Origin of the sequence: Salinimicrobium gaetbulicola, assembly GCF_042676025.1 — a bacterium.
GTDB lineage: Bacteria > Bacteroidota > Bacteroidia > Flavobacteriales > Flavobacteriaceae > Salinimicrobium > Salinimicrobium gaetbulicola.
This window is the reverse complement of sequence record NZ_JBHTJP010000032.1, coordinates 593,434-618,394: the sequence shown is the minus strand read 5'-3', so window position 1 is coordinate 618,394 and position 24,961 is coordinate 593,434. Positions and strand designations below refer to the sequence as shown.

Here is a 24,961-nt window from a genome sequence, read left to right as displayed (position 1 = left end):
TTATTTTTAGACTTGTGTAACTCATGTTACTGCTTGAAGTGTATTAAAAATGTATTTTTGCTACCCTAAATTTAACAATGGTTGAACAGGTATATAAGCATTTTTAAAGAGTCTTTTTCAGGGTATTTCAATTACCTGGCAGAAGAGATCACCAATCCCGGCTGGACCAATTATTTTTATTGGCTGTTGGGATTGTCGTTGCTGGTATGGTGCCTTGAGATCTTATTACCCTGGAGAAAAAATCAGAAGATATTTAGAAAGGATTTTTGGCTGGATAGTTTTTACATTTTATTCAACTTCTTTCTTTTTTCCCTGGTAGGCTACAATGCCATTTCGAATATAGGCGTTCAGTTATTTAATGATTTTCTGGGTCTCTTCGGAATTGAAAATATTGTAGCTATCGAGGTACAACATTTATCTGTTTGGGTACAGTTGCTTATCATGTTCGTGGTGGCAGATTTCATTCAGTGGAATGTTCACAGGCAGCTGCACAAAAGGCCGTGGTTATGGGAATTTCATAAAATACACCATTCAGTGAAGGAAATGGGTTTTGCGGCCCAGTTTAGATTTCACTTTATGGAAACGGTGATTTACAAAAGCATTCAGTATATTCCACTGGCAATGATAGGCTTCGGGATCAAGGAGTTCTTTGTAGTCCATATGTTTACCGTTTTGGTAGGGCATATCAATCACGCTAATGTAGGTTGGAGTTATGGTAAATTAGGTTATATCTTCAACAACCCGAAAATGCATATTTGGCACCATGCAAAAGATCTCCCGGAAGCGCATCCTTCGGGGATGAACTTCGGAATTAGTTTGAGTCTTTGGGACTATTTGTTCGGAACGGCATACATTCCGAAGAATGGCCGGAACATAGAATTAGGATTTGAAGGAGATGAAGATTTTCCTGAAGGATTCACGCAGCAACTTGTAGTTCCTTTCAGGAATAAAAATAAAGTTTTAAAAACAGAAAAATATTAGATCATGAAAATAAAACAATTTAAAGATTCGCCTCTTGCACATTATTCATACGCTATTGTGAGTGATGGTAAGATGGCCCTTATAGACCCCAGTAGAAATCCTTTGCAATATTACAGGTATGCAGAGGAACATAATGCTAAGATCGTGGCGGTTTTTGAAACCCATCCACATGCCGATTTTGTAAGTAGTCATTTGCAGATCCATGAGCAAACCGGGGCTACTATTTACGTGAGTAAATTATTAGGGGCAGATTATAAGCATCAGGGTTTTGATGAAGGAGATCGTGTGGAAATGGGAGAGGTCACTTTTAAGGCTTTGAATACACCTGGTCACTCACCTGACAGTATCACTATTGTAGCTGAAGGCAAAAAGAAAACAGCCTTGTTTACTGGAGATACTCTTTTCATTGGAGACGTTGGGCGCCCAGATCTTCGTGAGAAAGCCGGAAATATGACCGCTAAAAGAGTGGAACTTGCTAAGGATATGTACCATACCATGCAGAACAAGTACAATGGGCTTCCAGATGATGCGATCGTTTATCCTGCTCACGGAGCGGGTTCACTTTGCGGAAAGAATATGAGTACAGATTCTTCCAGTACTCTTGGAAATGAGCGCAAGTATAACTGGGCTTTCCAGGAGCAAACTGAAGAAGAGTTCGTAGAGACCATTTTAAAAGACCAGCCGTTCATTCCGCATTACTTCGGATTCAATGTGGATGTAAACAAGACCGGTGCGGACAACGTTCAAAAGACAAAAGCCGGTGTGAAACTGCATTTGTTGGTAGAGAATGTTGAGAATGGTACTACCGTGGTCGATACGCGTGATGGCGATGCTTACAAAAGAGGGCATTTGCCAAACAGTATCAATATCATGGCAAGAGGAGAAAACGATAAGTATGAGACCTGGTTAGGTGCGATTGTAAAGCCGAATGAGCCATTTTTCCTGGTTGTGAACAGTATTACAGATGTTCGTGAAATGCTGGAAAGAACTGCCAAGATCGGGTATGAAAAACAATTGAAAGGAATATTTACCCTTTCTGAAAAAGTTTCTAAAAAGTCAGATCAGTTTGACCTGAAGGACTTTAAAAAGCACCAGGAAGAATACACAATTGTAGATATCCGAAATAATAGTGAGGTTGCCGAAAAGAAGATCTTTGAGGGAGCGGTAGAAATCCCTTTAAATGAATTGAGAGAGAGAGCAGATGAAGTACCGGCTGATAAACCTATAGTGGTTCATTGTGCCGGAGGATATAGATCTTCTGCAGGTAGCAGTATTCTCGAAAATAAATTCGGGAATGTAAAGATCTTTGACATGAGTGAGGATATTAAAAAGTTCAGCTAATTCTTAATCCTTAATAAGATGAAGTTCAATACCACCATTCCCAGAGAAATTAAGTTCTATTATTTAAAAGAACTGGAACAGTACAGGGAGTCATTTAAGCGGGGCAACCTTATTCATGCCTGGTATCATTTGGAGCGGGCACATGTAATTGGCCAGGCCTATCCTATTGAGCATTCCCGTGCCCATTGGTTGATGTTGAAATTTGGATTTTCTATAAAGGACTGGAAAGAGATCTTAGGTCAAATACCTCGCTTATTAATAGGTGGTGTAAAATCATTTGTGGGGCAGATACCACTTGGCAATACCGGTGGTGCAAATGTTCCGCCACTTCAACCTATGCCAATTCCCGATGATATTCAGGAAATATTGCAGAAGGGGTAATTGCTGTAACATATTTACGAAAAAGGCTGTTTGAGAGATCAAACAGCCTTTTTCTTTTTCCAATATTATGTTATTCTTAATTTAATGGGGAAATTATTTTTTTATATTTACGAAAAGCTCCGAAAAACCCCGCTTTATGGAACAAAATTTTAAAGTCGCAGTGAACAAAGAAATGGAATTTCGGTTCACGAAAGAGCAACTAGATAGTTTAGATCTTACTAAGAATTCCAAAACCGATTTTCATGTTCTGAAAGAAAGCAGATCTTTTAAAGCTACCATTCAAAAATCAGATTTTCTCAATAAAACTTATTCGGTAAAAATCAATTCCAACATCTATGAGGTGAACATCTCCAATGACCTTGATCTTTTGATCGAAGATATGGGATTGTCTCTGGCTGCCGCCCATGTGGTGAATGATATAAAGGCCCCAATGCCCGGTCTAATCCTTGACGTTCAGGTGAAGGAAGGGGATGAGGTGAAAGAAGGCGATTATTTGCTGGTTCTGGAGGCCATGAAAATGGAAAATACACTTACAGCTCCACGAGATGGAGTTGTGAAATCTGTAGGTGTAGAAAAAGGACAGACCGTAGATAAAGGTCAGCTTCTTATTGAAATGGAATAATAGAATTTAATCTGAATAGAAATAGACAGCATGAAAAAGATACTGGTTGCAAATCGTGGTGAGATCGCGCTGAGGGTGATGAAAACTGCTCAAAAAATGGGGATCAAGACAGTCGCGGTATATTCTACCGCCGATCGTAATGCCCCTCACGTGAAATTTGCCGATGAAGCCGTACTCATAGGGGAAGCTCCCTCCAATCAATCCTATTTACTGGGTGATAAGATCATTGAAGTTGCTAAAAAACTAGTTGTTGATGGTATCCATCCCGGTTATGGTTTTCTGAGTGAAAATGCCGAATTCGCCGAAAAGGTCGAACAGAATGGCCTCATCTGGATTGGACCCGGTTCAAGGGCTATTAAGGTTATGGGGAGTAAACTGGCAGCAAAAGATGCCGTCAAAAAATATGATATTCCCATGGTCCCCGGGATCGACGAAGCGATTACCGATCCTGAAAAGGCGAAAACAATCGCCAAAGAAATCGGCTTTCCTATTCTCATTAAAGCTTCCGCCGGGGGAGGAGGAAAAGGAATGCGCATCGTAGAAAAGGAAAAGGACCTGGAAGATCAAATGAAGCGGGCTATTAGCGAAGCCGAGTCGGCGTTTGGAGACGGTTCAGTTTTTATTGAAAAATACATTGGTAGTCCGCGCCACATAGAAATACAGGTGCTGGCTGACACACATGGCAATTTTCTTCACCTTTTTGAAAGGGAGTGCAGTATCCAGAGAAGACATCAAAAGGTGGTGGAGGAAGCCCCATCAGTTATCCTTGATGAAGTCCTTCGTCAAAAAATGGGAGAGGCCGCTGTTAAGGTGGCAAAAGCCTGTGACTATGTAGGAGCCGGAACTGTTGAATTCCTGATGGATGAACACAAGAATTTTTACTTTCTGGAGATGAATACCCGCCTGCAAGTGGAACATCCCGTTACGGAATTAATTACCGGGATCGACCTGGTCGAACAGCAAATAAAAGTCGCCAGGGGAGAGGAACTTCAGTTTAAACAAGATGATCTCACCATTAGTGGCCATGCTGTAGAGCTACGGGTATATGCTGAAGATCCATTAGAAGATTTTATGCCAAGTGTGGGTAAACTGGAAAGATATCGCGGACCAAAAGGAGACGGCATACGGCTGGATGACGGTTTTGAGGAAGGCATGGAAGTCCCGATTTATTATGATCCTATGCTGGCGAAATTGATCACCTACGGTAAAACCCGTGAGGAGGCGATCCAGTTAATGGTTAAAGCCATTGATCAATATGAGGTCAAAGGAGTGAGTACTACTTTACCCTTCGGAAAATTTGTTTTTGAACACGAAGCCTTCCGAAGGGGAAACTTTGATACCCATTTTGTGAAAAAATATTATTCCGCAGAAAAACTGCAGAAGCAAACAGAAGAGGAAGGGGAGCTGGCAGCTTTAATAGCCCTGAAGCAATACCTTGAGGACCGACAAGTATTGAGGTTACCCAATCACTAACGACCAATTTGAACAAATCACATGAGCCAAAATAAAGAGAAATTAAAAGAGAAGATTACTGAAGCTCTCCAGGGAGGAGGTGAAAAACGCATCGCCAAACAACACGAAAAAAAGAAGCTTACTGCCCGGGAACGGGTTGATTATTTGTTGGATGAAGGTTCTTTTGAAGAGATTGGTATACTGGTGACGCATCGTACCACAGATTTTGGAATGGAAAACGAGACATACTATGGAGACGGGGTTGTTACAGGTTATGGTACCATCAACGGAAGATTGGTCTATGTATTCGCCCAGGATTTTACCGTTTTTGGAGGCTCTCTTTCTGAAACCCATGCAGAAAAGATCTGTAAAGTAATGGATCATGCCATGAAAGTGGGAGCTCCCATAATTGGCTTAAATGATTCCGGAGGAGCCAGGATACAGGAAGGAGTTAAATCTTTAGGTGGTTATGCCGATATTTTTTACCGCAATGTTCAGGCTTCTGGGGTCATCCCGCAGATTTCTGCCATTATGGGGCCGTGTGCCGGAGGCGCAGTGTATTCACCTGCTATGACAGATTTCACTCTCATGGTTCAGGATACCAGTTACATGTTCGTGACCGGACCAAATGTGGTGAAAACCGTTACCAATGAATCGGTTACTTCCGAAGAACTGGGAGGCGCCAGTACACATTCTACTAAATCGGGGGTTACACATATTACATCTGCTAATGACATTAGTTGTTTAGAGGATATTAAAAAATTACTGAGCTATATTCCGCAGAACAATCGGGAGACCACTCATAAACTGGATTATGAATTGGGTGATGAAGTAAGGGAGAATCTGGAGGGGATCGTACCTGACAGTTCCAGTAAGCCCTATGACATGCACGAGGTGATCAAAGGGATCATAGATGAAAATTCCTTTTTTGAGGTCCATAAGAACTATGCTGACAATATTATTGTGGGCTTTGCAAGATTGGGCGGGCGTAGTATTGGAATTGTAGCTAATCAACCTATGAGCCTGGCCGGCGTGCTGGACGTGAATTCTTCCAAGAAAGCCGCCAGGTTCACCCGTTTCTGTGACTGCTTTAATATTCCGTTATTGGTACTGGTAGACGTTCCCGGTTTCCTTCCCGGGACAGATCAGGAATGGAACGGGATCATCTTGCATGGCGCTAAACTTCTTTATGCGCTGAGTGAGGCCACAGTGCCAAGAGTAACGGTGATCACCCGTAAAGCGTATGGCGGTGCCTATGATGTAATGAACTCCAAACATATTGGTGCCGATCTTAATTTCGCCTGGCCTTCCGCAGAGATCGCGGTTATGGGCGCGAAAGGGGCCAGTGAGATCATTTTTAGAAAGGAGATCCAGGAGGCAAAAAATCCTGAAGTGAAACTTTCAGAAAAAGAAGCCGAGTATGCTGAAAAATTCGCGAACCCATTCAAGGCTGCCCAACGCGGATTCATTGATGAAGTGATCATGCCAAAGGAAACCCGCAGAAAACTACTAAAAGCCTTCAGTATGTTAGAGAACAAAAAGGTAGAACGTATAGATCGTAAACACGGGAATATCCCATTATAAAAGAATGCTATTATTAAGAGATTATCACATAAAACCGGCTTTTACAGTCGGTTTTATGTTTAAATGGAACGCTTATGAAATTCAAAAAGCTCGTTTGTGTTGACAATATAAAGTTGCAGGCATCAGCTCTGAAGGAGTTAAAAAAGTACACCGAAGAGATGGATGTTTATAATGATTATCCCAAGACTAATGAGGAAATAGTTCAGAGGATAAAAGATGCAGATGCAGTATTGGTTTCATGGCACACCACCCTTGATGAAAACATTATTGCACAATTCCCTAATCTGAAATATATAGGCATGGCCTGTAGCCTGTATGACGATGCTTCGGCCAATGTGGCGGTAAATTTTGCAAGAAAGAAAGGCATTACTGTAACAGGGATCTTTGATTATGGCGATCCCGGGGTTGCCGAATTCATAGTGTCTAAATTGATCGATCTTCTTCATGGGTTCGGTGATAATCAGTGGAAAGAGGAACCCGAAGAATTAACAGGTAAAAAGATTGGCATTATAGGCTTGGGAACCACCGGTCAGCTCCTTGCCAAATGCCTGCTTCCATTTGGAGCAGACCTATTCTATTTCAGCCGCACCCGAAAAAGTGAATGGGAGGAAAGAGGGGTGGATTACCTGCCCCTGGAGGTACTTTTGAAAAGGTCTGAAATAATTTCCTTTCACCTGCCAAAGTATACGGTCTTGCTAAAGGAGGCCGAATTTAAAACTTTCGGAAGTGGTAAGATCCTTATCAATACATCTCTGGGTCTACCTTTTGAAGAAAACGGATTTAAGCAATGGATTCACCAACAGGGAAATTTTGCCATTTTTGACGGGGATGGGAAGTCTGGTCTTTCAAAAGAAGTAGAAAATTTTCAAAATGTGATTTTAGCAAACAAAAGTGCCGGCTGGACCCGGGAGACCGAAAAACGCCTGTCTCAAAAGGTACTTCAAAATCTGAAGGATTTTCTCAAGAAATAACGACATTGGAATTGTCTATTGTGCAAATCGGGATAAACATGTCCGGTTAACGTATCTTTGCTGAAAATTGCTTTCAATGGAATGGATTTATCAACCCTGGCCCTGGTATGTGGCCGGGCCTTTAATCGCCCTGGTAATGTTTCTCCTGATTTTAATGGGGAAAAAGTTCGGGATGTCTTCAAACCTGGAGACTATGTGCGCCGTTTGCGGCGCCGGGAAAAAGGCCGAGTATTTTAATTTCAATTGGCGAAAGAACCGCTGGAACCTGATAGTTATTTTGGGAGCTGCAATAGGAGGGTTTATTGGCGCAAATCTTTTAAGTCCTAATAAAGCAGTAGACATAAATCCCGAAACTCAAACCAATCTTAAAGAGCTTGGTTTCGAAAGTGCCGGAGAAGCATACCTGCCAAATGAATTATTCAGTGTTTCTGCCTTAACAGACCCTTTCGCATTATTGATACTTATAATTGGAGGAATCCTCATTGGCTTCGGTGCCCGCTATGCGGCAGGATGTACTTCGGGTCATGCGATCTCAGGTCTTAGTAATTTGCAGTTGCCCTCACTTATCGCGGTAATAGGATTTTTTATTGGTGGCCTTGTGATGGTACATCTTTTATTCCCCTTAATTTTTTAGAAAATGAGAACAACAGCCTATTTATTTATCGGGACCTTTTTCGGGATTGTGATGTACAAGTCTGAAGCCGCCTCGTGGTTTCGGATTTATGAAATGTTCCGTTTTGAATCCTTCCACATGTACGGTATTATAGGATCTGCTTTGATCCTTGGAGTTATTGGCGTGCAGTTGATAAAAAGATTGAATGTAAAATCCTTTTTCGGTACTCCGGTAAATATCGAAGCTAAGGAAAAAGGCTTCAAAAATTACCTTTTTGGAGGAGTGATATTTGGACTGGGGTGGGCTTTGGCAGGCGCGTGTCCCGGACCTATCTATACGTTGATAGGCGCGGGATACGTCTCGATCGTGGTAGTATTGCTTGGAGCAGTTTTAGGGGCCTTTCTGTATGGATTGCTTCGGAAGAAATTGCCTCATTAGATAGCGGCGTATTTAAGAACCACATCTGCATAATCAACAGTTAGTTCGTAAATAACTCCTTTTCTCCATTCCTCACCTAAAAGTAATTTGTTTTCAAGTTCCTTTTTGATGAAGTAATTCACATCTTCATTTCCTGATGCAACCGTTAGACACTGAATACGTTGATCTTCAGAAATGGAGAAGAAAATAGTTACTTTAAGATCTTCTTCAATATCATAATGTGATTCTTCAAGGATCTTTTCAATTTCATATGAAATAGAGTTCAAGTCGGCAAACCGTTCTACCGGGTTTGCTGTCAATAATGTGCTGAATGAAATAGCACACACGAGTAATAACATTTTAAAGATTTTCATGACTAGCGTTTTTTGATTCGACAATCTTGGGAGGAACGTTCTTTATTTAATAGACTGTCTGGAAATCAAAATGTTACAGTATTTAAGGTAATTTAACAGGCGACATTCCAAAATATCTCCGGAATGGTTAAACCTGGAAAAGTACAGTTACCTAAGATCGTGGAGAGGGATAAAAGGAAGGCAGGGAAATATGATATTTTACGACCAGTAAGCGTATGACTATTACCGTGAGGGAGGTGGCTATGTAAGTGATGTCTGTGCTTACTTCAAAGGAGTCTAAAATCACAAAAGCAAGCGCACCAATGATACAAGCCGTGGCATAGATCTCTTTTCTGAAGATCACCGGGATCTCATTACACAAGATATCCCTGATCACCCCTCCAAAGGTTCCGGTCATGGCTCCCAGTGCAATAGAGATAATAGGGTCCAGGTCATTTTTAACTCCCATTTCTACTCCTGTGATGGTAAAAACGCCCAGTCCTATCGTATCGAAAAGGAAGAGGGATTTTTTGAGGTAGTTCAGTTTATTTCTGAAGACGATGGAAAAAATGGTTACCGTCCCAATGAGGTAGATGTAAATGATATTCTCCATCCAGTTCACCGGCGTGCTTCCAATAAGAACATCCCGTAAGGTTCCACCTCCAATTGCAGTTACAAAAGCTATGATAAAGATCCCGAATAGGTCCAGGCGCCGGTTCATGGCCGATAAGGCTCCGGAAATGGCAAAGGCGATCGTTCCCAGAAGGTCCAGGATATTAAAGATGGATAGTTCGATCATAGAACAAAGGTAAGTTTTAAAGAATACTCTTGAAACCTTCTTTTAAAGGAACTCCTGTATTCACTTCGTTTATAAAAGAATAGTAAATCTGTATCTGCTTTTCTGTAAGTTTTTATTGAAAGTTACTACTTTTACAAGACCAAAAAGAATTTGAAATGAGTGAAAATATTGAAAGAATAAAGTGTTTGATCATAGGTTCCGGGCCTGCAGGTTATACCGCGGCCATCTATGCGGCTCGTGCAGATCTCAATCCTGTTATGTACACCGGACTGGAACCAGGGGGACAGCTGACCACAACTACAGAAGTTGACAACTTCCCGGGATATCCTGACGGAATTGACGGTCCTGCCATGATGGTGGACCTTCAAAAACAAGCTGAGCGTTTTGGTACTCAGGTTAGAATGGGAATGGTGACCGAAGTTGAATTCAGTAAAGAAGTAGGAGGTATTCATAAAGCCTGTGTGGATAACGCGACCTGGATCGAAGCTGAAACTGTGATCATCTCTACCGGTGCTACGGCAAAATATCTGGGACTTCCAAGTGAGCAACGTTTACGTGGAGGCGGAGTTTCGGCCTGTGCCGTTTGTGACGGGTTCTTCTATAAAGGACAGGATGTGGCAATCGTTGGAGGAGGAGATACCGCCGCCGAAGAAGCAACCTACCTTGCCAATATTTGTTCTAAAGTGACTATGCTGGTTCGAAAAGATGAGTTTAGAGCCTCTAAAGCCATGCAACACCGTGTAATGAACACTAAGAACATTGATGTAAGATATAATACTGAAGTGGATGAAGTAATTGGTGACCAGGTTGTAGAAGGTCTTAGAATGGTGAATAACCAAACCGGTGAAAAAGAGGAGATCAAGATCACAGGATTGTTCATCGCTATTGGTCATAAACCAAATACCGAGATCTTCAAAGGTCAATTAGAAATGGATGAGACCGGCTATTTGATCACCAAAGGAAAATCTACTAAAACGAATGTACCCGGAGTATTTGCTTCCGGAGATGTACAGGATAAAGAATACCGACAGGCTATTACTGCGGCCGGAACAGGTTGTATGGCTGCTTTAGATGCCGAACGTTACCTGGCTTCTGTAGAAAGCAATGAAGAGGTCATTGCAGAATAAGACTGACTGTCTAAGATCTTAAAATTAAAAAAGGCTGTTTTTAACAGCCTTTTTTTAATGATCCTTCTTCAACTTTATTTTTTATTTAAAAGTTCCTCTGTTTCTGTTTCGACTTCTTCCAGATCCTTTATGTTATTTATATGAACATGGATAAAGGCAGTATTCTTCAATTTTATCTTACACGGGGATACTTCTGCAGTAATAATTGAACCGTCCTTTCGTTTGAACTCAGTTTTAACCGTCAGGCGATCTGATTCTTGCATTTTCTCCAGCACCTCCAGGGAGTGTTCCAGTTCGTTGTGGGTGTGCAGATCCAAAATCTTTAAGTCTAATATCTCCTCTTTGGAATAACCAAACACCTCGATCACTTTATCATTCACTTCAATAATGTTTAAATACATGTCATGAATGATGATAGGGAGAACCGAACTGTCGAATATCTGCTTGTAGAGTTCTTTAGAATGGAGCAGATTACGGTATTCTTCATCTGTAGGTAAAAAACTCATTAGTAAATATTTAAGGTTAACAAATATTTAACAAAGGTAGGGAAACGGTTCCCGGAAAACAAATTGGACCTGTTAATCCTCATTTAAGAACAGGTCCGTTATAATCTTAGAATGAAGCAAAAAAGAACGGGTCTGAAATTCAATTTTCAGACCCGTTCTTTTCTTAGATGGTTAGTGATCAAATTTTTTCGATCTTTTTTGTGTTACAGTCCTGAGAAGGTGTTGTCGAAACCTTTTCGGTTTTTACCTTTTCAGGCTGTGTTTCCTTTACTTCCGTTTGGGGCGAAAGAAGTGCAGAGAACACGGCGGCTATTAATATTTCGTATAATATGCTCATGACCTGCGATTTTAAAGTTTATATATTTGAAGAGTTGATCTTCAAGATCTCTTCGTTATTCTCATCTTTAACCTTTACACCCTTTTTGTTGATCTTGACATTGATCTCTTCTCCGTCAACATCAATCCTGGCATTGATCTCGTCATCTTCTTCCTCCAGCCATTCTCCTTCAGATTCTTCCCAGGAATCATCCCCTTCAGGGCAATCCAAACAATCTACTCCATTGCGGGTGATTAAAAGATACCTTTCTTCTTTCCCATTTTCAAGGATGTCCTCATACCAATCAGAATTCCTGTGAAAGGAATAGGTGTTATCTGACGCATAAAGGATGCTTCCTTCCGGAAGGTAAAGAGTTATCTGAACTTCCTGGTCTCTGTATTTGTTTTCAGGTGCCGTAGTTAATTGTCCTCCAAGTTTCAGTTCATTTCCTGAAAAAGAGGTGGAATAATTGATCTTTTCGGCTCTGGCACGGGCATCCTCATAATTCTTTCCTTCAGCGGTTTTCTGGATCTCTATTCTTCCTAATGAGTCTGAAGTAGACTTTACAACCAGACGAATATCTTGTGACCAAAGCACCTTTTGATCATTCTCGTCTAAGGAATAATTAAATTTTCCGCTTCGGTATGGGGTGGAATTCAAAACCGGATTTCCTTCCATTTTCAGGTATAAGGTATCATTGGCTTTCACCGGAAGTGTTTCAGTAATCACAACATCTGCGTCATAAGCTCTTTCCGTAGCCTGCTTTATTCCGAAGAAGATAAGCCCAAGGACAGATATGATCCATAATCCCAGAAGCACCAGTTTAGCGGTAGTTCCTATTGACTTCAGCTTTTTAACCAATATCTTCAGACCTAGTATAAAAAGGAAGAAGAAGGGAATCCCTATGGCAAGAAATGCAAGGATGGAAATGACCCAGATGTTTTCCTGTCCGGGACCAACCATGTCTACCCATTCCATCCAGGGAGCTTCTATGATCCCGAATGTTCCTACGGTAAAGAAACCTATGAACAAGCCTATTAAGGTGGTACCTGCGATCAATAATAAAAGGATCCCAATGAACTTTACGAACAGATTCAGTAGGAATGATATTCCGTCTCCTACTGCTGTGGCTGCAGAATTTGCTCCTTTTCGAGCACTGTAGCCGTATTTTTCATAGTCTATGTCCTTCATTTTTCCTGAAACATCCTCAAATCCTTCGCGGATCTTTCGTTCGATATTACTAATAGTTACCGGTTCTCCCCGCATAGCAAGTTTATCGGCTGTAGTTTTAGCTTCAGGCACGAAGATCCATAGGGCAATGTAAATAAGGATGAAAGCACCGGTGGAGAATATGGTCAACAGGATCCATGCGAGACGCAACCAGATGGCGTTGATCCCAAGGAAATGTCCCAATCCTGAAGATACTCCACCAATGTATGAGTGCTCGGTATCCCTGAACAATTTCTTTCCTTTGGTCTTAGTGTAGGACGGTTCATCTTCATAAAGTTCTTCGTCCAGCATATAGTCTTCGGGTTGCCCCATTACAGCGATCACCTCTTCAACTTCTTTGGTTCCAATCACCTGGCGCTCATTCTGGATCTTCTCACTAAATAATTCAGCAATACGGGCTTCGATATCATTAATGATCTCGTCCCTGCCGTTAGTACCGCTCAAAGATCTTTTGATCGCGTCCAGGTAGTGTTGCAATTTGGCATAAGCGTCTTCATCAATATGAAAGAATATGCCGGCAAGGTTTATATTAACTGTCTTATTCATGATTATTAGAATTTTTGTTGGTGGTTACAATTGTCACTGCGGTTTGCAGTTCGTCCCAGGTATGGGTAAGTTCTTTTAAAAATATTTTGCCGGTCTCGGTTAGTCCGTAATACTTCCGTGGCGGACCGCTGGTAGATTCTTCCCAGCGATAATTTAAAAGACCTGCGTTCTTAAGTCGGGTGAGAAGAGGATAAATAGTTCCTTCAACTACCAGTAGTTTGGCGCTCTTGAGAGTGTCAAGAATTTCGGCTACATACGCATCATTGTCTTTTAAGACGGAAAGAATGCAGTATTCCAGCACACCTTTACGCATTTGAGCCTTGGTATTTTCAATCTTCATAGCGTTTCATTTTGAGTGTTGTTAAACTGTTCATTTTTTGATTGATTTATTCCGACAGGTGCCGGACTGATGAAATTGATGGTTAATGGATATTTATAATACTCTCCTTCGAATGCCTTAATGGTAGCCGAAATCACAGCGTAGATATTTAAAACAAATAAGGAAAGCAGTAAGAGCAGCATTATCATAACATAGGTGACTATGGGGGCAGCTTCAGGAAGGTTTCCTGAAAAATTAAAATGATGATCCAGGTAAAAAGGATCCTCAATTGAGGTATTCAGTCCTAGCAATATTATTCCAGCTATTGCAATTGCGATTAGGAATACCGAATAGAGGTAAAGGCTTATCTGAAAATTCAGGGCCTGTTTTCCATGCTCATCCACAAAAGGGTCATTTTTTTTAGCCATCCAAAAGATTAGCGGAAAAATAAAATTTCCCAAAGGGAAAAAGAGCTGTGAAAAAGTAGACAGGTGGATGAAAGCTGCTACTGTTTTGTCCGGATTTTGTACTTGTGATGTCATTTTTGATTGATTTTCTAATACAAATATATATCTTAAAGATGGTATTATGCAAAACAAAGTACTGTATTAATCGAAAATTTAACATAATTTAACATTTTAGGATGATCAAAAAAATGAATACTTTTAGGCAAAATCTATCTGAAACATGAAAATCACCCGAAAAAAATTAAATTCTTTTTTAATGTTCAAATTACCCAGTGCCTGGTTTTGTGGTGTGCGGGTTAAAAAGATAAATGAACGGGAATGCGTTACGGGGGTGAAACATACATGGATCAACCAAAATCCTTTCAACTCACTTTATTTTGCTGTCCAGGCTATGGCGGCAGAACTATCTACAGGAGCTCTTGTTATGAGCGGAATCCAGGACAGTGGGAAAAGAATTTCCATGTTAGTGGCTCAGAACAATGCCAGGTTTACTAAAAAGGCTACCGGCAGGATCACTTTTACCTGCCAGGACGGTCACCTTATCTCTAATGCAATTGAAAGAACTCTAGAAACTGGAGAAGGCCAAACCTTCTGGATGAAATCTATTGGAGTCAACGAAAATGGGGAAGAGGTATCCCAATTTGAATTTGAATGGACCATAAGGGCGAAAAGCTAAAAACATTATAAAATTAAATTCCTTAAAAATGAATTCACACGAAATAGATTACGAGATTTTTGGAGAGGAGATGCAGTATGTGGAAGTGGAACTGGATCCCAGGGAAGCTGTAATTGCTGAAGCCGGCAATTTTATGATGATGGATGACGGCATAAAAATGGATACCATATTTGGAGATGGCTCAAAGCAAAATGAAGGTTTCCTCGGAAAGGTATTAGGAGCCGGTAAAAGATTGCTTACCGGAGAAAGCCTTTTCATGACCATCTTTTCAAACGAGAATATGGCAAAAAAGAAAATCAGTTTTGCTTCTCCTTACCCCGGGAAAGTGATTCCTATAGATCTTACCGAATATGGCGGAAAGTTCATTTGCCAAAAAGATGCCTTCTTATGCGCGGCCAAAGGGGTGTCAATAGGAGTAGAATTCAGCAAAAGAATTGGTCGCGGGCTTTTTGGTGGGGAAGGATTTATCATGCAGAAACTTGAAGGGGATGGGCTGGCATTTGTTCATTCTGGAGGGACTACTGCCAAGAAAGTTCTAAAACCGGGAGAAAAACTGAAAGTAGATACCGGTTGCATCATTGGCTTTACAAAAGATGTAGATTACAATATTGAATTTATAGGTGGCATAAAAAACAGCATTTTTGGAGGGGAAGGTCTGTTCTATGCGACCCTTACGGGACCGGGAACAGTCTTCATCCAATCATTGCCCTTTAGCAGGCTGGCTGGAAGGATCCTTGCAGCCGCCCCTCAGGGAGGCGGGAAAGATAAAGGAGAGGGCAGTATTCTTGGCGGATTAGGAAATTTAATGGATGGAGATAATCGATTTTAACAGTTAAATTTTTCTCCTGAAACTAAATTTTTTCTTAAATTTAGTCTGTTGAAAATCCAAAAAAAGAAAGCCTATAAAAGTTCTTTACCTTTACTAACCAGGTTTTTATTTAAATACCATTTAACTATGGCGAGAGCGATGTTTGAATACACCAAAACGGTGCTTGACAAAGTGAGTTTTGATGTGACGCTTTTCTGCAAAGAGGTTAAAAAAGCGCTTCAGCGTTTATTACCTTACGAGATCGAAGAATTGAAATTATTCATTTTTACTTTGATCAGGCAGAATCCCGAACTTAACCAATGTTTAATTTATCTTAAGACTTAATAGAAAAAGCGGCTGAAAAGCCGCTTTTTTTTTGCTTGAAAAATTGTTTTACTTCTTAGGAAGTGGACTTATGATCTTTACATTTTGAAAGGTAATGGCTCCTTTCACAACTCCAGCGATTGTTGCCCTTAAAGCTTCAATGATCTGCATTTTCAGTTCGCTTTTGTTGTAAATTAAACTGACTTCCCTCGCCGGGGAAGGTTCTTTGAACATTCTCAAATTCTTTTTTTCCTGATCTTTCAGTTCCAGGGTATGTAAATAAGGAAGCAGGGTCATTCCTAAATCTTCATTTGCGAGTTTTATAAGGGTTTCAAAACTTCCACTTTCCAATTGAAAATGATCATCGCTTGCTGCTTTTGTAGATTTACAGATATTTAAAATACCATCTTTAAAACAATGACCGTCTTCCAGTAACAGGATGTCATCAAGGTCAAGGTCCTCAACTTCCAGTTTGATCTTTCCATTCAATCTATGCCCTTCAGGTATATAACCTACGAATGGTTCATAATAAAGAGGCTGTTCTTTAATATTCGGAATTTCAAGAGGAGTGGCAGCAATAGCAGCATCTAAATGACCGTCCTGTAATTTTTCTATGATCGCTTCGGTGTGCAGCTCTTCAATTTTCAGTTTTACCTTCGGATATTTTTTAATGAAAGCCTTCAGGAACATAGGCAGAAGAGTTGGCATGATAGTAGGGATCACTCCCAGCCTGAATAATCCACCGACAAAACCTTTTTGCTGGTCTACGATATCCTGAATCCGGTCGCTTTCATTGACAATGTTACGGGCCTGTTGTACTATTTTCTTACCGGTTTCTGTCAGCTCAATAGGCTTTTTGCTTCGGTCGAAAATTAGCACGTCCAACTCGTCTTCCAGCTTTTGTATCTGCATGGAAAGGGTAGGCTGGGTAACAAATACCTTCTGGGCAGCTTTTGTGAAGTTTTGATGTTCAGCAACTGCTAAAACGTAATGCAACTGAGTAATTGTCATGGATAGTTTTTTAATATGCAGGCAAAAGTATTTATTTTTCTTATGACAATCGCAAAAAAAAACCTGTTTATCTATTAAGCAGGTTTTATTTTGAATCTTTTTTACTTCAAACTATTATGAAAAGAAAGAGCCGGAAAAACTTTCCGGCTCTCTTATAATAAATCAAAATAGAAACTACTTCCCGTTAAGGATCTTGTTAAGCGTTTCGCTAGGTCTCATCGCTTTACTTGTAAGATCTTCTTCAGGTTTATAGTACCCGCCAATATTTACCGGTGCTCCCTGAGCATCGATTAATTCCTGAAGGATTTGATCTTCATTTTCCTTTAGCTCTTTGGCTACTTTTGAGAAAATTTCTTTTAGTTCGGCATCTTTTTCCTGTTCAGATAAAGCTTCCGCCCAATACAATGCTAAGTAGAAATGACTTCCGCGGTTATCAAGTTCGTTCACTTTTCTGGATGGAGATTTATCCTTTTCAAGAAATTCTTCCGTAGCCTTATCTAAAGCTTCCGAAAGTACCAAAGCCTTCTTATTCCCGTACTTTTCTCCAAGATGTTCTAATGAAACAGCAAGTGCTAAAAACTCTCCCAGAGAATCCCATCTTAAATGACCTTCTTCCACGAACTGCTGTACATGTTTTGGAGCAGATCCACCTGCACCGGTCTCAAATAACCCGCCGCCATTCATAAGAGGAACGATAGAAAGCATTTTTGCGCTGGTTCCCAGTTCAAGAATAGGGAAGAGGTCAGTAAGGTAATCTCTCAATACATTACCTGTTACAGAAATAGTGTCTTTTCCGTCTTTAAGTCTTTCTAAAGTAAATTGAGTAGCTTCTTCGGGAGACATGATCCTGATGTCAAGTCCTGAAGTATCATGCTGAGGAAGGTATTCATTCACCTTTTTGATTAGTTCGGCATCATGAGCCCGGCTCTTATCCAACCAGAAAATGGTTGGCGTCCCGGTAGCTCTTGCTCTGTTCACCGCTAGTTTCACCCAGTCCTGAACAGGCGCATCTTTTGTCTGACACATTCTCCAGATATCGCCTTGTTCAACGCTGTGCTCCATAAGAACATCTCCTTCTGCATTTACTACCTGCACACGACCATCTTCAGAAATTTCGAAGGTCTTGTCATGCGAACCATATTCTTCAGCTTTTTGAGCCATTAGTCCAACATTAGGAACAGTTCCCATAGTGGTTGGATCGAATGCCCCGTTCTTTTTACAGAATTCAATGGTAGTCTGGTACACCCCGGCGTAACTACTGTCTGGTATTACGGCCTTGGTATCCTGTGTTTTACCTTCGGCATTCCACATTTGCCCTGATGTTCTGATCATGGCCGGCATAGAAGCATCAATGATCACATCACTTGGTACGTGAAGGTTTGTAATTCCTTTATCTGAATTTACCATTGCCAGGTCAGGACCATTATTAATATCGGCTTTTATAGCAGCCTCTATTTCAGATCTTTTATCTTCCGGAAGATTAGAAATGGCACTCAATACATCGCCTAAACCACTGTTTGGGTCTGCACCTGCATTTTCAAGATCTGAAGCATATTTATCAAAAATGTCTTTAAAGAATACCTTTACGGCATGGCCAAAAATGATAGGGTCTGAAACCTTCATCATTGTAGCCTTCATATGAAGTGAGAATAGCACTCCTTTATCCTTAGCGTCTTTTACCTGCTCCTCAAGGAACTTCACAAGCGCTTTTTTATTCATGAAAGTACCGTCGATGATCTCTCCTTTTAAAAGTTTAAGACCTTCTTTAAGTACGGTCGCATTTCCTGAAGCATTTACAAGCTGGATATTTACTTTGGTGTCTTCAGAAAGGGTAACGGACTTCTCATTAGAGTAAAAGTCGTCTTTCCCCATGGTAGCTACATGTGTCTTAGAGTCTGATGCCCATTCCCCCATAGAGTGAGGGTGTTTTTTGGCGTAATTCTTTACAGCCTTAGGAGCTCTCCTGTCTGAATTTCCTTCACGTAACACAGGGTTTACAGCACTACCTTTTACCTTGTCATATTTAGCTTTTATGGCTTTCTCTTCTTCAGATTTTGGTTCATCAGGGTAATTAGGAAGCGAATATCCTTTTTGCTGAAGTTCTGAGATCGCTGCTTTTAATTGAGGTATGGAAGCACTGATATTTGGAAGTTTGATAATATTGGCTTCCGGTGTTTTAGCAAGATCTCCTAATTCAGCCAGGCTGTCAGCAACTTTTTGGTCGGCGGTCAATTTCTCAGGGAATTGAGAAAGTATGCGTCCTGCCAGGGAAATATCCTTGGTTTCAAGATCCACATTTGCGGGTTTGGTAAAAGACTGTACAATTGGAAGTAAAGAATATGTCGCAAGGGCTGGAGCCTCGTCAGTCTTGGTGTAGATGATCTTGGTTTTCTGTGTCATATGGTATGTATTAATTTTTTTCAGTAAAGTGTGCGCAATTTACCATTTTTAAAGGTTTTTTCATAGATATAGTGGGGAAGAAGCGGGGAGAAGATCTAATTTTTAGCATAAAAAAAGCCATTTCACTATAAGTATATAATGAAATGGCTTCCTAATGAAATAACATTTTTGCTGAACCTTTTAGTTCTGCGTAAAACTTTTCATCATTTCACAAGCAAAACGTTATTTCATCTGAAACAATTTATATGTCCCAAAAGAGTGTGTATAAATTGCTTCAAGGTGTTTTTACCAAATTAAACTATTTAAAGAACGGTAAAAAATGATAAAAACTAATGTAAAGATCTTTGCATTAGTAAATTTTAAAAGTGAATTCCTTGCGACATTCTAACCCTTTTAAAATTCACTTATAAATATAAGGAAAAACACACTTAAATGCAACTTATTAGTTATCAAATAGTTGTGAAATAAATGCTAAAATTTACCCGGAAGAAATTTAAGAAAATACTGCATAAAAAAAGCCCCAAATTTGGGGCTTTTTGAAAGGATATCTTAAATAGATTATCTTCTTCTTTCTTTGATACGGGCTTTTTTACCAGTAAGTTCTCTAAAGTAGTAGATTCTTGCTCTACGTACTTTACCACGCTTGTTGATCTCGATCTTTTGAAGCGCAGGAAGGTTTAGAGGGAAAATACGCTCTACACCAACAGTACCACTCATTTTACGGATTGTAAAAGTTTGAGAAGCTCCGGTTCCTCTTTTTTGAATTACAACTCCGCGGAAAAACTGCGTACGGGTTTTAGCACCCTCTGTAATTTCGTAATAAACAGTAATAGTATCTCCGGCTGAAAATTCAGGGAAATCCTTTTTAGTAACAAACTCGTCTTGTACAAATTTAACTAACGATTCCATATCAATAATGGTTTAAATATAAAGTCTAAAGCAACGTTCACGGTTTTCGCCAGAGGTTGGTTTAGAAACGTGTGCAAAATTATAAAAATATTTTAATGCCGATGCCCAAATGGGAAAATTTATTTTCCTTCATCTTCCAGCAGGTCAGGGCGTAGTCTTTTTGTGCGTTCATAAGCCTGTTCCTCCCGCCATTCTTCTATCTTCGGGAAATTTCCGGAGGTAAGGATCTCCGGTACTTTCCAACCTTTGTATTCCGCAGGACGGGTATAGATAGGCGGAGCGAGTAGATTATCCTGGAAAGAATCGGTCAATGCGGAAGTTTCATTTCCTAAAACTCCGGGTAATAATCTAATTACCGCATCACAAAGAACGGCTGCTCCCAGTTCTCCTCCTGAAAGAACATAATCTCCTACAGAGATCTCCCTGGTAATAAAATGCTCGCGCACTCTTTGATCTACTCCTTTGTAATGGCCGCAAAGAATAATGATATTCTCTTTTAATGATAGTTCGTTTGCTGTTCCCTGGTTCAGTGTCTTTCCGTCTGGAGTCATGTAAATGACCTCGTCATATTCCCTTTCAGCTTTCAAAGCAGAAATGCACTTGTCAATAGGTTCTATCATCATTACCATTCCTGCGCCTCCCCCAAACTGGTAATCATCCACCTGTTTATAATTATCGGTTACATAGTCCCTCAGGTTATGAAGGTGTACCTCAACCAGGCCTTTTTCGATCGCTCTTTTTAAAATAGAGGCTTCGAAAGGGCTTTTCAGGATATCGGGAACAACGGTAATTATGTCAATGCGCATAACGAAATGATTCGGCAAGTTTGCCTGTTATAGTGCTGCAAATGTAATTATAGCAGGCCTTATCAGCTAACCAATAAAGTAAATGTTTTGAGAAACTTATTTAGCAAGTTTCATTTGCTTGTTTTTCTCGTCCTGTAAAAGACGGCCAAGACGCTGTTCTTTCTCAAGAGCTTTTGTGCGGTATGCGTCAAATTCTTTTTCCAGTTCAGTAAGATTTTTTCTGGCTTCCTGGGTGTGAACGTTACTCTTTTTGAAACGAACGATAAATAAGCCAAGAGCAAGGACAAGGATCCCAACGATTCCCCACATGGTGGTTTGGTATGAAGCTTTGCTGAAAGGTAAACCTAAGAAAGTAATGGCGTCTTTTTCTGCAGAAACCTGTTCCAGTTTTGCTTCCATAGTTTCAAGATCGGTTTTTAGCGTAGCGATCTTTTGTTTGAAAGCAAGGGTTGCCTCCTTGTTAGCAGCGATCTCTTCTTTTAAGTCTGCAATCCTTTTAGAAGTAAGGTTTTGAAGGGTAGTAAGTTCCCCGGTGTCAACAACTTTGTATCCCTTAAAGTTGTTAGAGTTAGTGATCAATTCGGCGAATTTTTCGTCGATAGTAGTTTCATCAGAATTTTGGGCAAATCCAACACCAGAAAAACAAAAGGTAAAAATTGAGGCGAATAATAGTTTTTTCATAGTTTTTATAATTTTTTTTGAACACTATCAGAACGAGACCAGAATCAGGATATTGTGAAAATTTTCACTTTTTTTTCACACTTAACTAACTGTGAATCTGTAGGCCAGTTCTTTTTAATGAGGCCGCAAAATTACGAATAAATAAAGCTTTCATCCATGTTAAAAGTTAATTTTTTTATGAGTAGTTATTTGTTCATTTTCATCACTTTAGATCCTTGAAACTTTGAAATAAAATTGCCTTTTTGAACCAATAAAAAAACCCACCTTTTAAAAGATGGGTTTTTGGATTATTTAAGGTTTGAATAAATCCTAATAATAAGTAAATCTTCTAACCTTAGCTATATATTTTGCCAGCCTGATAACCTGGTGGCTGTATCCATATTCATTATCATACCAGACGTAAAGAATCACGTTCTTACCATCTTCAGTGACAATGGTGGCGTTGCTGTCATAGATGGAAGGCTGTGCAGAACCTACGATATCTGATGAAACTAGCTCATTGTCCATAGAATACTTGATCTGTTCTACCAGGTCACCTTCCAAAGCATAATTTTTAATGATCTCGTTGATACCCTCTTTGCTGGTTGGGTTTTCTACTGCCAGGTTTAAGATGGCTAAAGATCCATTTGGTACAGGAACGCGAATGGCGTTGGATGTTAGTTTTCCTTCAAACACAGGTAGTGCCTTGGAAACTGCTTTTCCGGCACCTGTTTCGGTGATAACCATGTTAAGAGCGGCAGCACGGCCTCGTCTATATTTGCTGTGCATGTTGTCAACCAGGTTTTGGTCATTGGTGTAGGCATGAATGGTTTCAAGGTGACCATGGTCAACTCCTAACGAATCCTGCACAGCTTTTAATACCGGAGTAATGGCATTTGTTGTACAAGACGCTGCAGAGAAAATAGATACTTCATCCGGGTCATGTTCTTTATGGTTTACCCCATGAACTATATTTGGAATACCTTTGCCTGGTGCGGTTAAAAGGACTTTGCTGGCTCCTTTAGAAGTTAAATGTCTTTTCAGAGCTTCATCATCTCTAAAGGCCCCTGTGTTGTCAATGATCAAGGCATCGTTTATACCATACTGTGTATAGTCGATCTCCTCAGGATTATTGGCAGATATCATATGTACCGTAGTCCCGTTGATCACAAGGCATTGTTTATCCGCATTAATAGAAACCGTTCCTGAGAAATCTCCGTGAACCGAATCATTCTTCAGCAGGGAAGCTCTTTTTTCTAGAGTGTTCTGATCGATTTTTCCGCGGGTTACAATAGCGCGAAGTCTCAATTGGCTTCCTTTCCCGGTACGGGTCATTAACTCACGAGCCAGTAATCTCCCAATTCTTCCGAAGCCATAAAGTACGACATCCTTAGGGGTGATCTCCTCTGATTGCTTTGCGTCTTTAAGCTTTTCTGAAACAAAAGCGGTCGCATTCGCATATTTTTGATCCTCGAGATGGTACTCAAAGGTCAATTTACCTATGTCCAGTTTAGCTGAAGGAAAATCAAGATTCTTAATTGCTTCTGCTATTTCTACCGAATCAAATATCGAAATAGGTTTTTGAACAAATTCTCCGGCATACTCGTGAAGATCTAGTATATCACTCACGTTTCGGTCAATTAACTGGTTCCTGAAAAGGACCAGTTCAATAGACTTGTCATACCACAGGTCACTTACGGTTTTGATAAACCTCACCGCGGCACGACGACGGTCTGCCTGGAATGCTAATTCTTTTTCGTAAACTTCGATTGAATTCATTTTTACAAGAGTTGTGTTGAATGTTAAAATCGGTGCAAAAATAATATATTTCAAACGTTTTCGTAAAGGTATTTCCGTAAAAAAAAAGCTACCCTTTTTGAGGTAGCTTTTAGTGCATTTTTTGAACAAGTTTATCTTGCCTAACGCCAAACGTATTTTTGTTTTTCCCCGTTTGGAGCTATAAAGGTGACACTAATAGGATCTGAAGGATCTCTTCCTGACATCACTCTCTTCACATCGTCAATATTTTTGACCGGAATATTGTCGATAGCGGTGATCAAAGTTCCTGCTAGGCTCTCGTTCTGCATTTGAGGAGTGAGGCCCCTTGTGATCTTTACTCCGTGGTCAACTTTATTTCTTTTTAGGTCTTCAGGGTTCGCATTGGTCACTTCCAGTCCAATAGCCTTGATCTGGTAAGTTTCATATTTTGTAAGTTTTACATCCAGAACTTTCTCATCATTTCCACGTAATACCTGTACTTCGACCACATCATTGGGGCGTTTTGAATCAATATAGCCTTTCAGATCTGAAAATTTTCTAATGTTCACATTGTCTATTCTGTTAATGATATCCCCTTTTTGAATACCTGCCTTATGCGCTCCACTGCCTTGTTCTACATAATCAACATAAACCCCTTCGGTAATATTGATCTCCATTTCGGCAGGTAATCTTGAAGCCTGAACTCCTCGAATACCAAGAATGCCCTGTTGAACATCCCCAAATTCCAGGATATCTTCCACGATCTTTCGGGCGTTATTTGATGGAACTGCAAACGCGTAACCTACATAACTACCGGTTTGTGAAGTGATAGCGGTATTAATACCTATTAATTCTCCGTGGATATTTACCAGCGCGCCTCCACTATTTCCCGGGTTAATGGCAGCATCGGTTTGAATAAAGGAGGAAATATTGGAATCCATTCCCAGATCACGAGACTTGGCGCTGATGATCCCGGCAGTCACAGTAGAGGTGAGGTTAAACGGATTTCCAACCGCCAGTACCCACTCCCCAATACGGGTGTTATTGGAATCCCCGAAAGGTAAATAATCAAGGTCTTCGGCATCGATCTTTAGTAGGGCAATGTCAGTTTTAGGATCGGTTCCTATTACCTTGGCCATATAACTTTCATTGTTATTCAAGGTAACCTGAATTTCACTGGCATTCTGGATCACGTGGTTGTTGGTTACAATATAACCGTCAGGAGAGATGATTACCCCTGATCCCGTTCCCTGAAGAGCTATTCCAGTTCTGCTGTTCGAAAAAGGATTTCGGGTAATTGCCATATTTTTAACGTGTACTACAGCATGTATAGATTCGTTTGCGGCTTCGGAAAAGTCAGCCATGCTTGAGCCGGGGACGGACTCAAAGTTAACAGGCGTGTAATCGGGAATACTTGGTGTTTCTTCGAGGTAGACTGGTTCATCATCAAAAAAAAGAACATAACTACCTAAAGATAGGGCACCTCCTAAAGCGGAAACAATCAAAAGACTAAAAAATTTTTTCATGGTCCAGTGTTATTTTTTCTTTTTGATTAAACTTAATTTTTAAAACTTTTATTGCTTA

At 40.3% G+C, this 24,961-nt stretch carries 27 protein-coding genes; 13 read left to right on the top strand and 14 right to left on the bottom strand.

The annotated features are described in order from the left end of the window. Positions 1–81: 81 nt before the first annotated feature. The 9 genes from ACFQ1G_RS04255 to ACFQ1G_RS04215 all read left to right on the top strand — a co-directional run bounded on the left by ACFQ1G_RS04255 (position 82) and on the right by ACFQ1G_RS04215 (position 8,383). The gene (locus tag ACFQ1G_RS04255) at positions 82–981 is read left to right on the top strand and encodes a sterol desaturase family protein (RefSeq protein ID WP_380737030.1); all 900 of its coding nucleotides are present in this window, start codon (positions 82–84) and stop codon (positions 979–981) included. Between the two features lie 3 nt (positions 982–984). Next, positions 985–2,322: an MBL fold metallo-hydrolase gene (locus tag ACFQ1G_RS04250; RefSeq protein ID WP_380737029.1), complete on the top strand. Its 1,338-nt coding sequence runs from the start codon at positions 985–987 to the stop codon at positions 2,320–2,322. 18 nt (positions 2,323–2,340) lie between these two features. Next, positions 2,341–2,703, top strand: a complete 363-nt coding sequence (locus ACFQ1G_RS04245; RefSeq protein ID WP_380737028.1) for a DUF3703 domain-containing protein — start codon at positions 2,341–2,343, stop codon at positions 2,701–2,703. 136 nt (positions 2,704–2,839) lie between these two features. Continuing rightward, positions 2,840–3,325, top strand: coding sequence for an acetyl-CoA carboxylase biotin carboxyl carrier protein subunit (locus ACFQ1G_RS04240; protein WP_380737027.1), 486 nt, complete (start codon positions 2,840–2,842; stop codon positions 3,323–3,325). Positions 3,326–3,355: 30 nt separating this feature from the next. Next, the gene (gene accC, locus ACFQ1G_RS04235; protein WP_380737026.1) at positions 3,356–4,798 is read left to right on the top strand and encodes an acetyl-CoA carboxylase biotin carboxylase subunit; all 1,443 of its coding nucleotides are present in this window, start codon (positions 3,356–3,358) and stop codon (positions 4,796–4,798) included. 21 nt (positions 4,799–4,819) lie between these two features. After that, on the top strand, positions 4,820–6,361 hold the full coding sequence (locus tag ACFQ1G_RS04230; RefSeq protein WP_380737025.1) for an acyl-CoA carboxylase subunit beta: 1,542 nt from the start codon (positions 4,820–4,822) through the stop codon (positions 6,359–6,361). 74 nt (positions 6,362–6,435) lie between these two features. Further along, positions 6,436–7,332 (top strand): NAD(P)-dependent oxidoreductase, encoded by an 897-nt coding sequence (locus ACFQ1G_RS04225; protein ID WP_380737024.1) that lies wholly within the window; start codon positions 6,436–6,438, stop codon positions 7,330–7,332. A 76-nt stretch (positions 7,333–7,408) separates the two neighbouring features. Continuing rightward, positions 7,409–7,966 carry a YeeE/YedE family protein gene (locus tag ACFQ1G_RS04220; RefSeq protein ID WP_380737023.1) on the top strand — a complete coding sequence of 186 codons (558 nt, stop codon included), beginning with the start codon at positions 7,409–7,411 and terminating at the stop codon, positions 7,964–7,966. 3 nt (positions 7,967–7,969) lie between these two features. Next, a complete protein-coding gene (locus ACFQ1G_RS04215) occupies positions 7,970–8,383 on the top strand; it encodes a DUF6691 family protein (protein WP_380737022.1) in 414 nt (137 codons plus the stop codon). Here ACFQ1G_RS04215 and ACFQ1G_RS04210 read toward each other — a convergent pair. After that, on the bottom strand, positions 8,380–8,736 hold the full coding sequence (locus ACFQ1G_RS04210) for a hypothetical protein (RefSeq protein ID WP_380737021.1): 357 nt from the start codon (positions 8,734–8,736) through the stop codon (positions 8,380–8,382). The two genes, ACFQ1G_RS04215 and ACFQ1G_RS04210, sit on opposite strands and share 4 nt — an antisense overlap. Positions 8,737–8,887: 151 nt before the next feature. After that, positions 8,888–9,514 (bottom strand): trimeric intracellular cation channel family protein, encoded by a 627-nt coding sequence (locus ACFQ1G_RS04205; protein WP_380737020.1) that lies wholly within the window; start codon positions 9,512–9,514, stop codon positions 8,888–8,890. A 155-nt stretch (positions 9,515–9,669) separates the two neighbouring features. On the opposite strand from ACFQ1G_RS04205, the gene trxB reads away from it, so the two are divergent. After that, entirely contained in the window at positions 9,670–10,641 is a 972-nt protein-coding gene (gene trxB, locus ACFQ1G_RS04200; protein WP_380737019.1) for a thioredoxin-disulfide reductase, read from the top strand. 74 nt (positions 10,642–10,715) lie between these two features. Here trxB and ACFQ1G_RS04195 read toward each other — a convergent pair whose 3' ends face one another. The 5 genes from ACFQ1G_RS04195 to ACFQ1G_RS04175 form a co-directional block, all read right to left on the bottom strand. Then, a complete protein-coding gene (locus ACFQ1G_RS04195; protein WP_380737018.1) occupies positions 10,716–11,147 on the bottom strand; it encodes a PAS domain S-box protein in 432 nt (143 codons plus the stop codon). 178 nt (positions 11,148–11,325) lie between these two features. After that, positions 11,326–11,484 carry a hypothetical protein gene (locus ACFQ1G_RS04190; RefSeq protein WP_380737017.1) on the bottom strand — a complete coding sequence of 53 codons (159 nt, stop codon included), beginning with the start codon at positions 11,482–11,484 and terminating at the stop codon, positions 11,326–11,328. Between the two features lie 18 nt (positions 11,485–11,502). Continuing rightward, on the bottom strand, positions 11,503–13,239 hold the full coding sequence (locus ACFQ1G_RS04185) for a PspC domain-containing protein (RefSeq protein ID WP_380737016.1): 1,737 nt from the start codon (positions 13,237–13,239) through the stop codon (positions 11,503–11,505). Next, the gene (locus tag ACFQ1G_RS04180) at positions 13,232–13,579 is read right to left on the bottom strand and encodes a PadR family transcriptional regulator (protein WP_380737015.1); all 348 of its coding nucleotides are present in this window, start codon (positions 13,577–13,579) and stop codon (positions 13,232–13,234) included. The genes ACFQ1G_RS04185 and ACFQ1G_RS04180 overlap by 8 nt, the downstream gene beginning before the upstream one ends. Further along, positions 13,576–14,100 carry a DUF4870 domain-containing protein gene (locus ACFQ1G_RS04175; RefSeq protein ID WP_380737014.1) on the bottom strand — a complete coding sequence of 175 codons (525 nt, stop codon included), beginning with the start codon at positions 14,098–14,100 and terminating at the stop codon, positions 13,576–13,578. The genes ACFQ1G_RS04180 and ACFQ1G_RS04175 overlap by 4 nt, the downstream gene beginning before the upstream one ends. A gap of 145 nt (positions 14,101–14,245) precedes the next feature. Here ACFQ1G_RS04175 and ACFQ1G_RS04170 point away from each other — a divergent pair, with 145 nt between their 5' ends. From ACFQ1G_RS04170 to ACFQ1G_RS04160, 3 genes are all read left to right on the top strand, one after another. Continuing rightward, complete coding sequence (locus tag ACFQ1G_RS04170; RefSeq protein WP_380737013.1) at positions 14,246–14,701, top strand: DUF4442 domain-containing protein; 456 nt, start codon at positions 14,246–14,248, stop codon at positions 14,699–14,701. Positions 14,702–14,729: 28 nt separating this feature from the next. After that, on the top strand, positions 14,730–15,530 hold the full coding sequence (locus ACFQ1G_RS04165; RefSeq protein ID WP_380737012.1) for a TIGR00266 family protein: 801 nt from the start codon (positions 14,730–14,732) through the stop codon (positions 15,528–15,530). Between the two features lie 126 nt (positions 15,531–15,656). Then, a complete protein-coding gene (locus tag ACFQ1G_RS04160; RefSeq protein WP_380737011.1) occupies positions 15,657–15,854 on the top strand; it encodes a hypothetical protein in 198 nt (65 codons plus the stop codon). A gap of 48 nt (positions 15,855–15,902) precedes the next feature. Here the strand turns inward: ACFQ1G_RS04160 and ACFQ1G_RS04155 are convergent, their stop codons facing one another. From ACFQ1G_RS04155 to ACFQ1G_RS04125, 7 genes are all read right to left on the bottom strand, one after another. Continuing rightward, positions 15,903–16,844, bottom strand: coding sequence for a LysR family transcriptional regulator (locus tag ACFQ1G_RS04155; RefSeq protein WP_380737010.1), 942 nt, complete (start codon positions 16,842–16,844; stop codon positions 15,903–15,905). A 174-nt stretch (positions 16,845–17,018) separates the two neighbouring features. After that, positions 17,019–19,244 carry an NADP-dependent isocitrate dehydrogenase gene (locus ACFQ1G_RS04150; protein WP_380737009.1) on the bottom strand — a complete coding sequence of 742 codons (2,226 nt, stop codon included), beginning with the start codon at positions 19,242–19,244 and terminating at the stop codon, positions 17,019–17,021. A gap of 558 nt (positions 19,245–19,802) precedes the next feature. Next, complete coding sequence (rplS, locus tag ACFQ1G_RS04145) at positions 19,803–20,153, bottom strand: 50S ribosomal protein L19 (RefSeq protein WP_093112404.1); 351 nt, start codon at positions 20,151–20,153, stop codon at positions 19,803–19,805. A gap of 119 nt (positions 20,154–20,272) precedes the next feature. After that, entirely contained in the window at positions 20,273–20,959 is a 687-nt protein-coding gene (trmD, locus tag ACFQ1G_RS04140) for a tRNA (guanosine(37)-N1)-methyltransferase TrmD (RefSeq protein WP_380737008.1), read from the bottom strand. 96 nt (positions 20,960–21,055) lie between these two features. Continuing rightward, on the bottom strand, positions 21,056–21,640 hold the full coding sequence (locus tag ACFQ1G_RS04135; protein WP_380737007.1) for a PspA/IM30 family protein: 585 nt from the start codon (positions 21,638–21,640) through the stop codon (positions 21,056–21,058). A 309-nt stretch (positions 21,641–21,949) separates the two neighbouring features. Further along, positions 21,950–23,398 carry a glyceraldehyde-3-phosphate dehydrogenase gene (locus tag ACFQ1G_RS04130; RefSeq protein ID WP_380737006.1) on the bottom strand — a complete coding sequence of 483 codons (1,449 nt, stop codon included), beginning with the start codon at positions 23,396–23,398 and terminating at the stop codon, positions 21,950–21,952. Between the two features lie 140 nt (positions 23,399–23,538). Then, positions 23,539–24,903: a S1C family serine protease gene (locus ACFQ1G_RS04125; RefSeq protein ID WP_380737005.1), complete on the bottom strand. Its 1,365-nt coding sequence runs from the start codon at positions 24,901–24,903 to the stop codon at positions 23,539–23,541. Positions 24,904–24,961 lie beyond the last annotated feature (58 nt).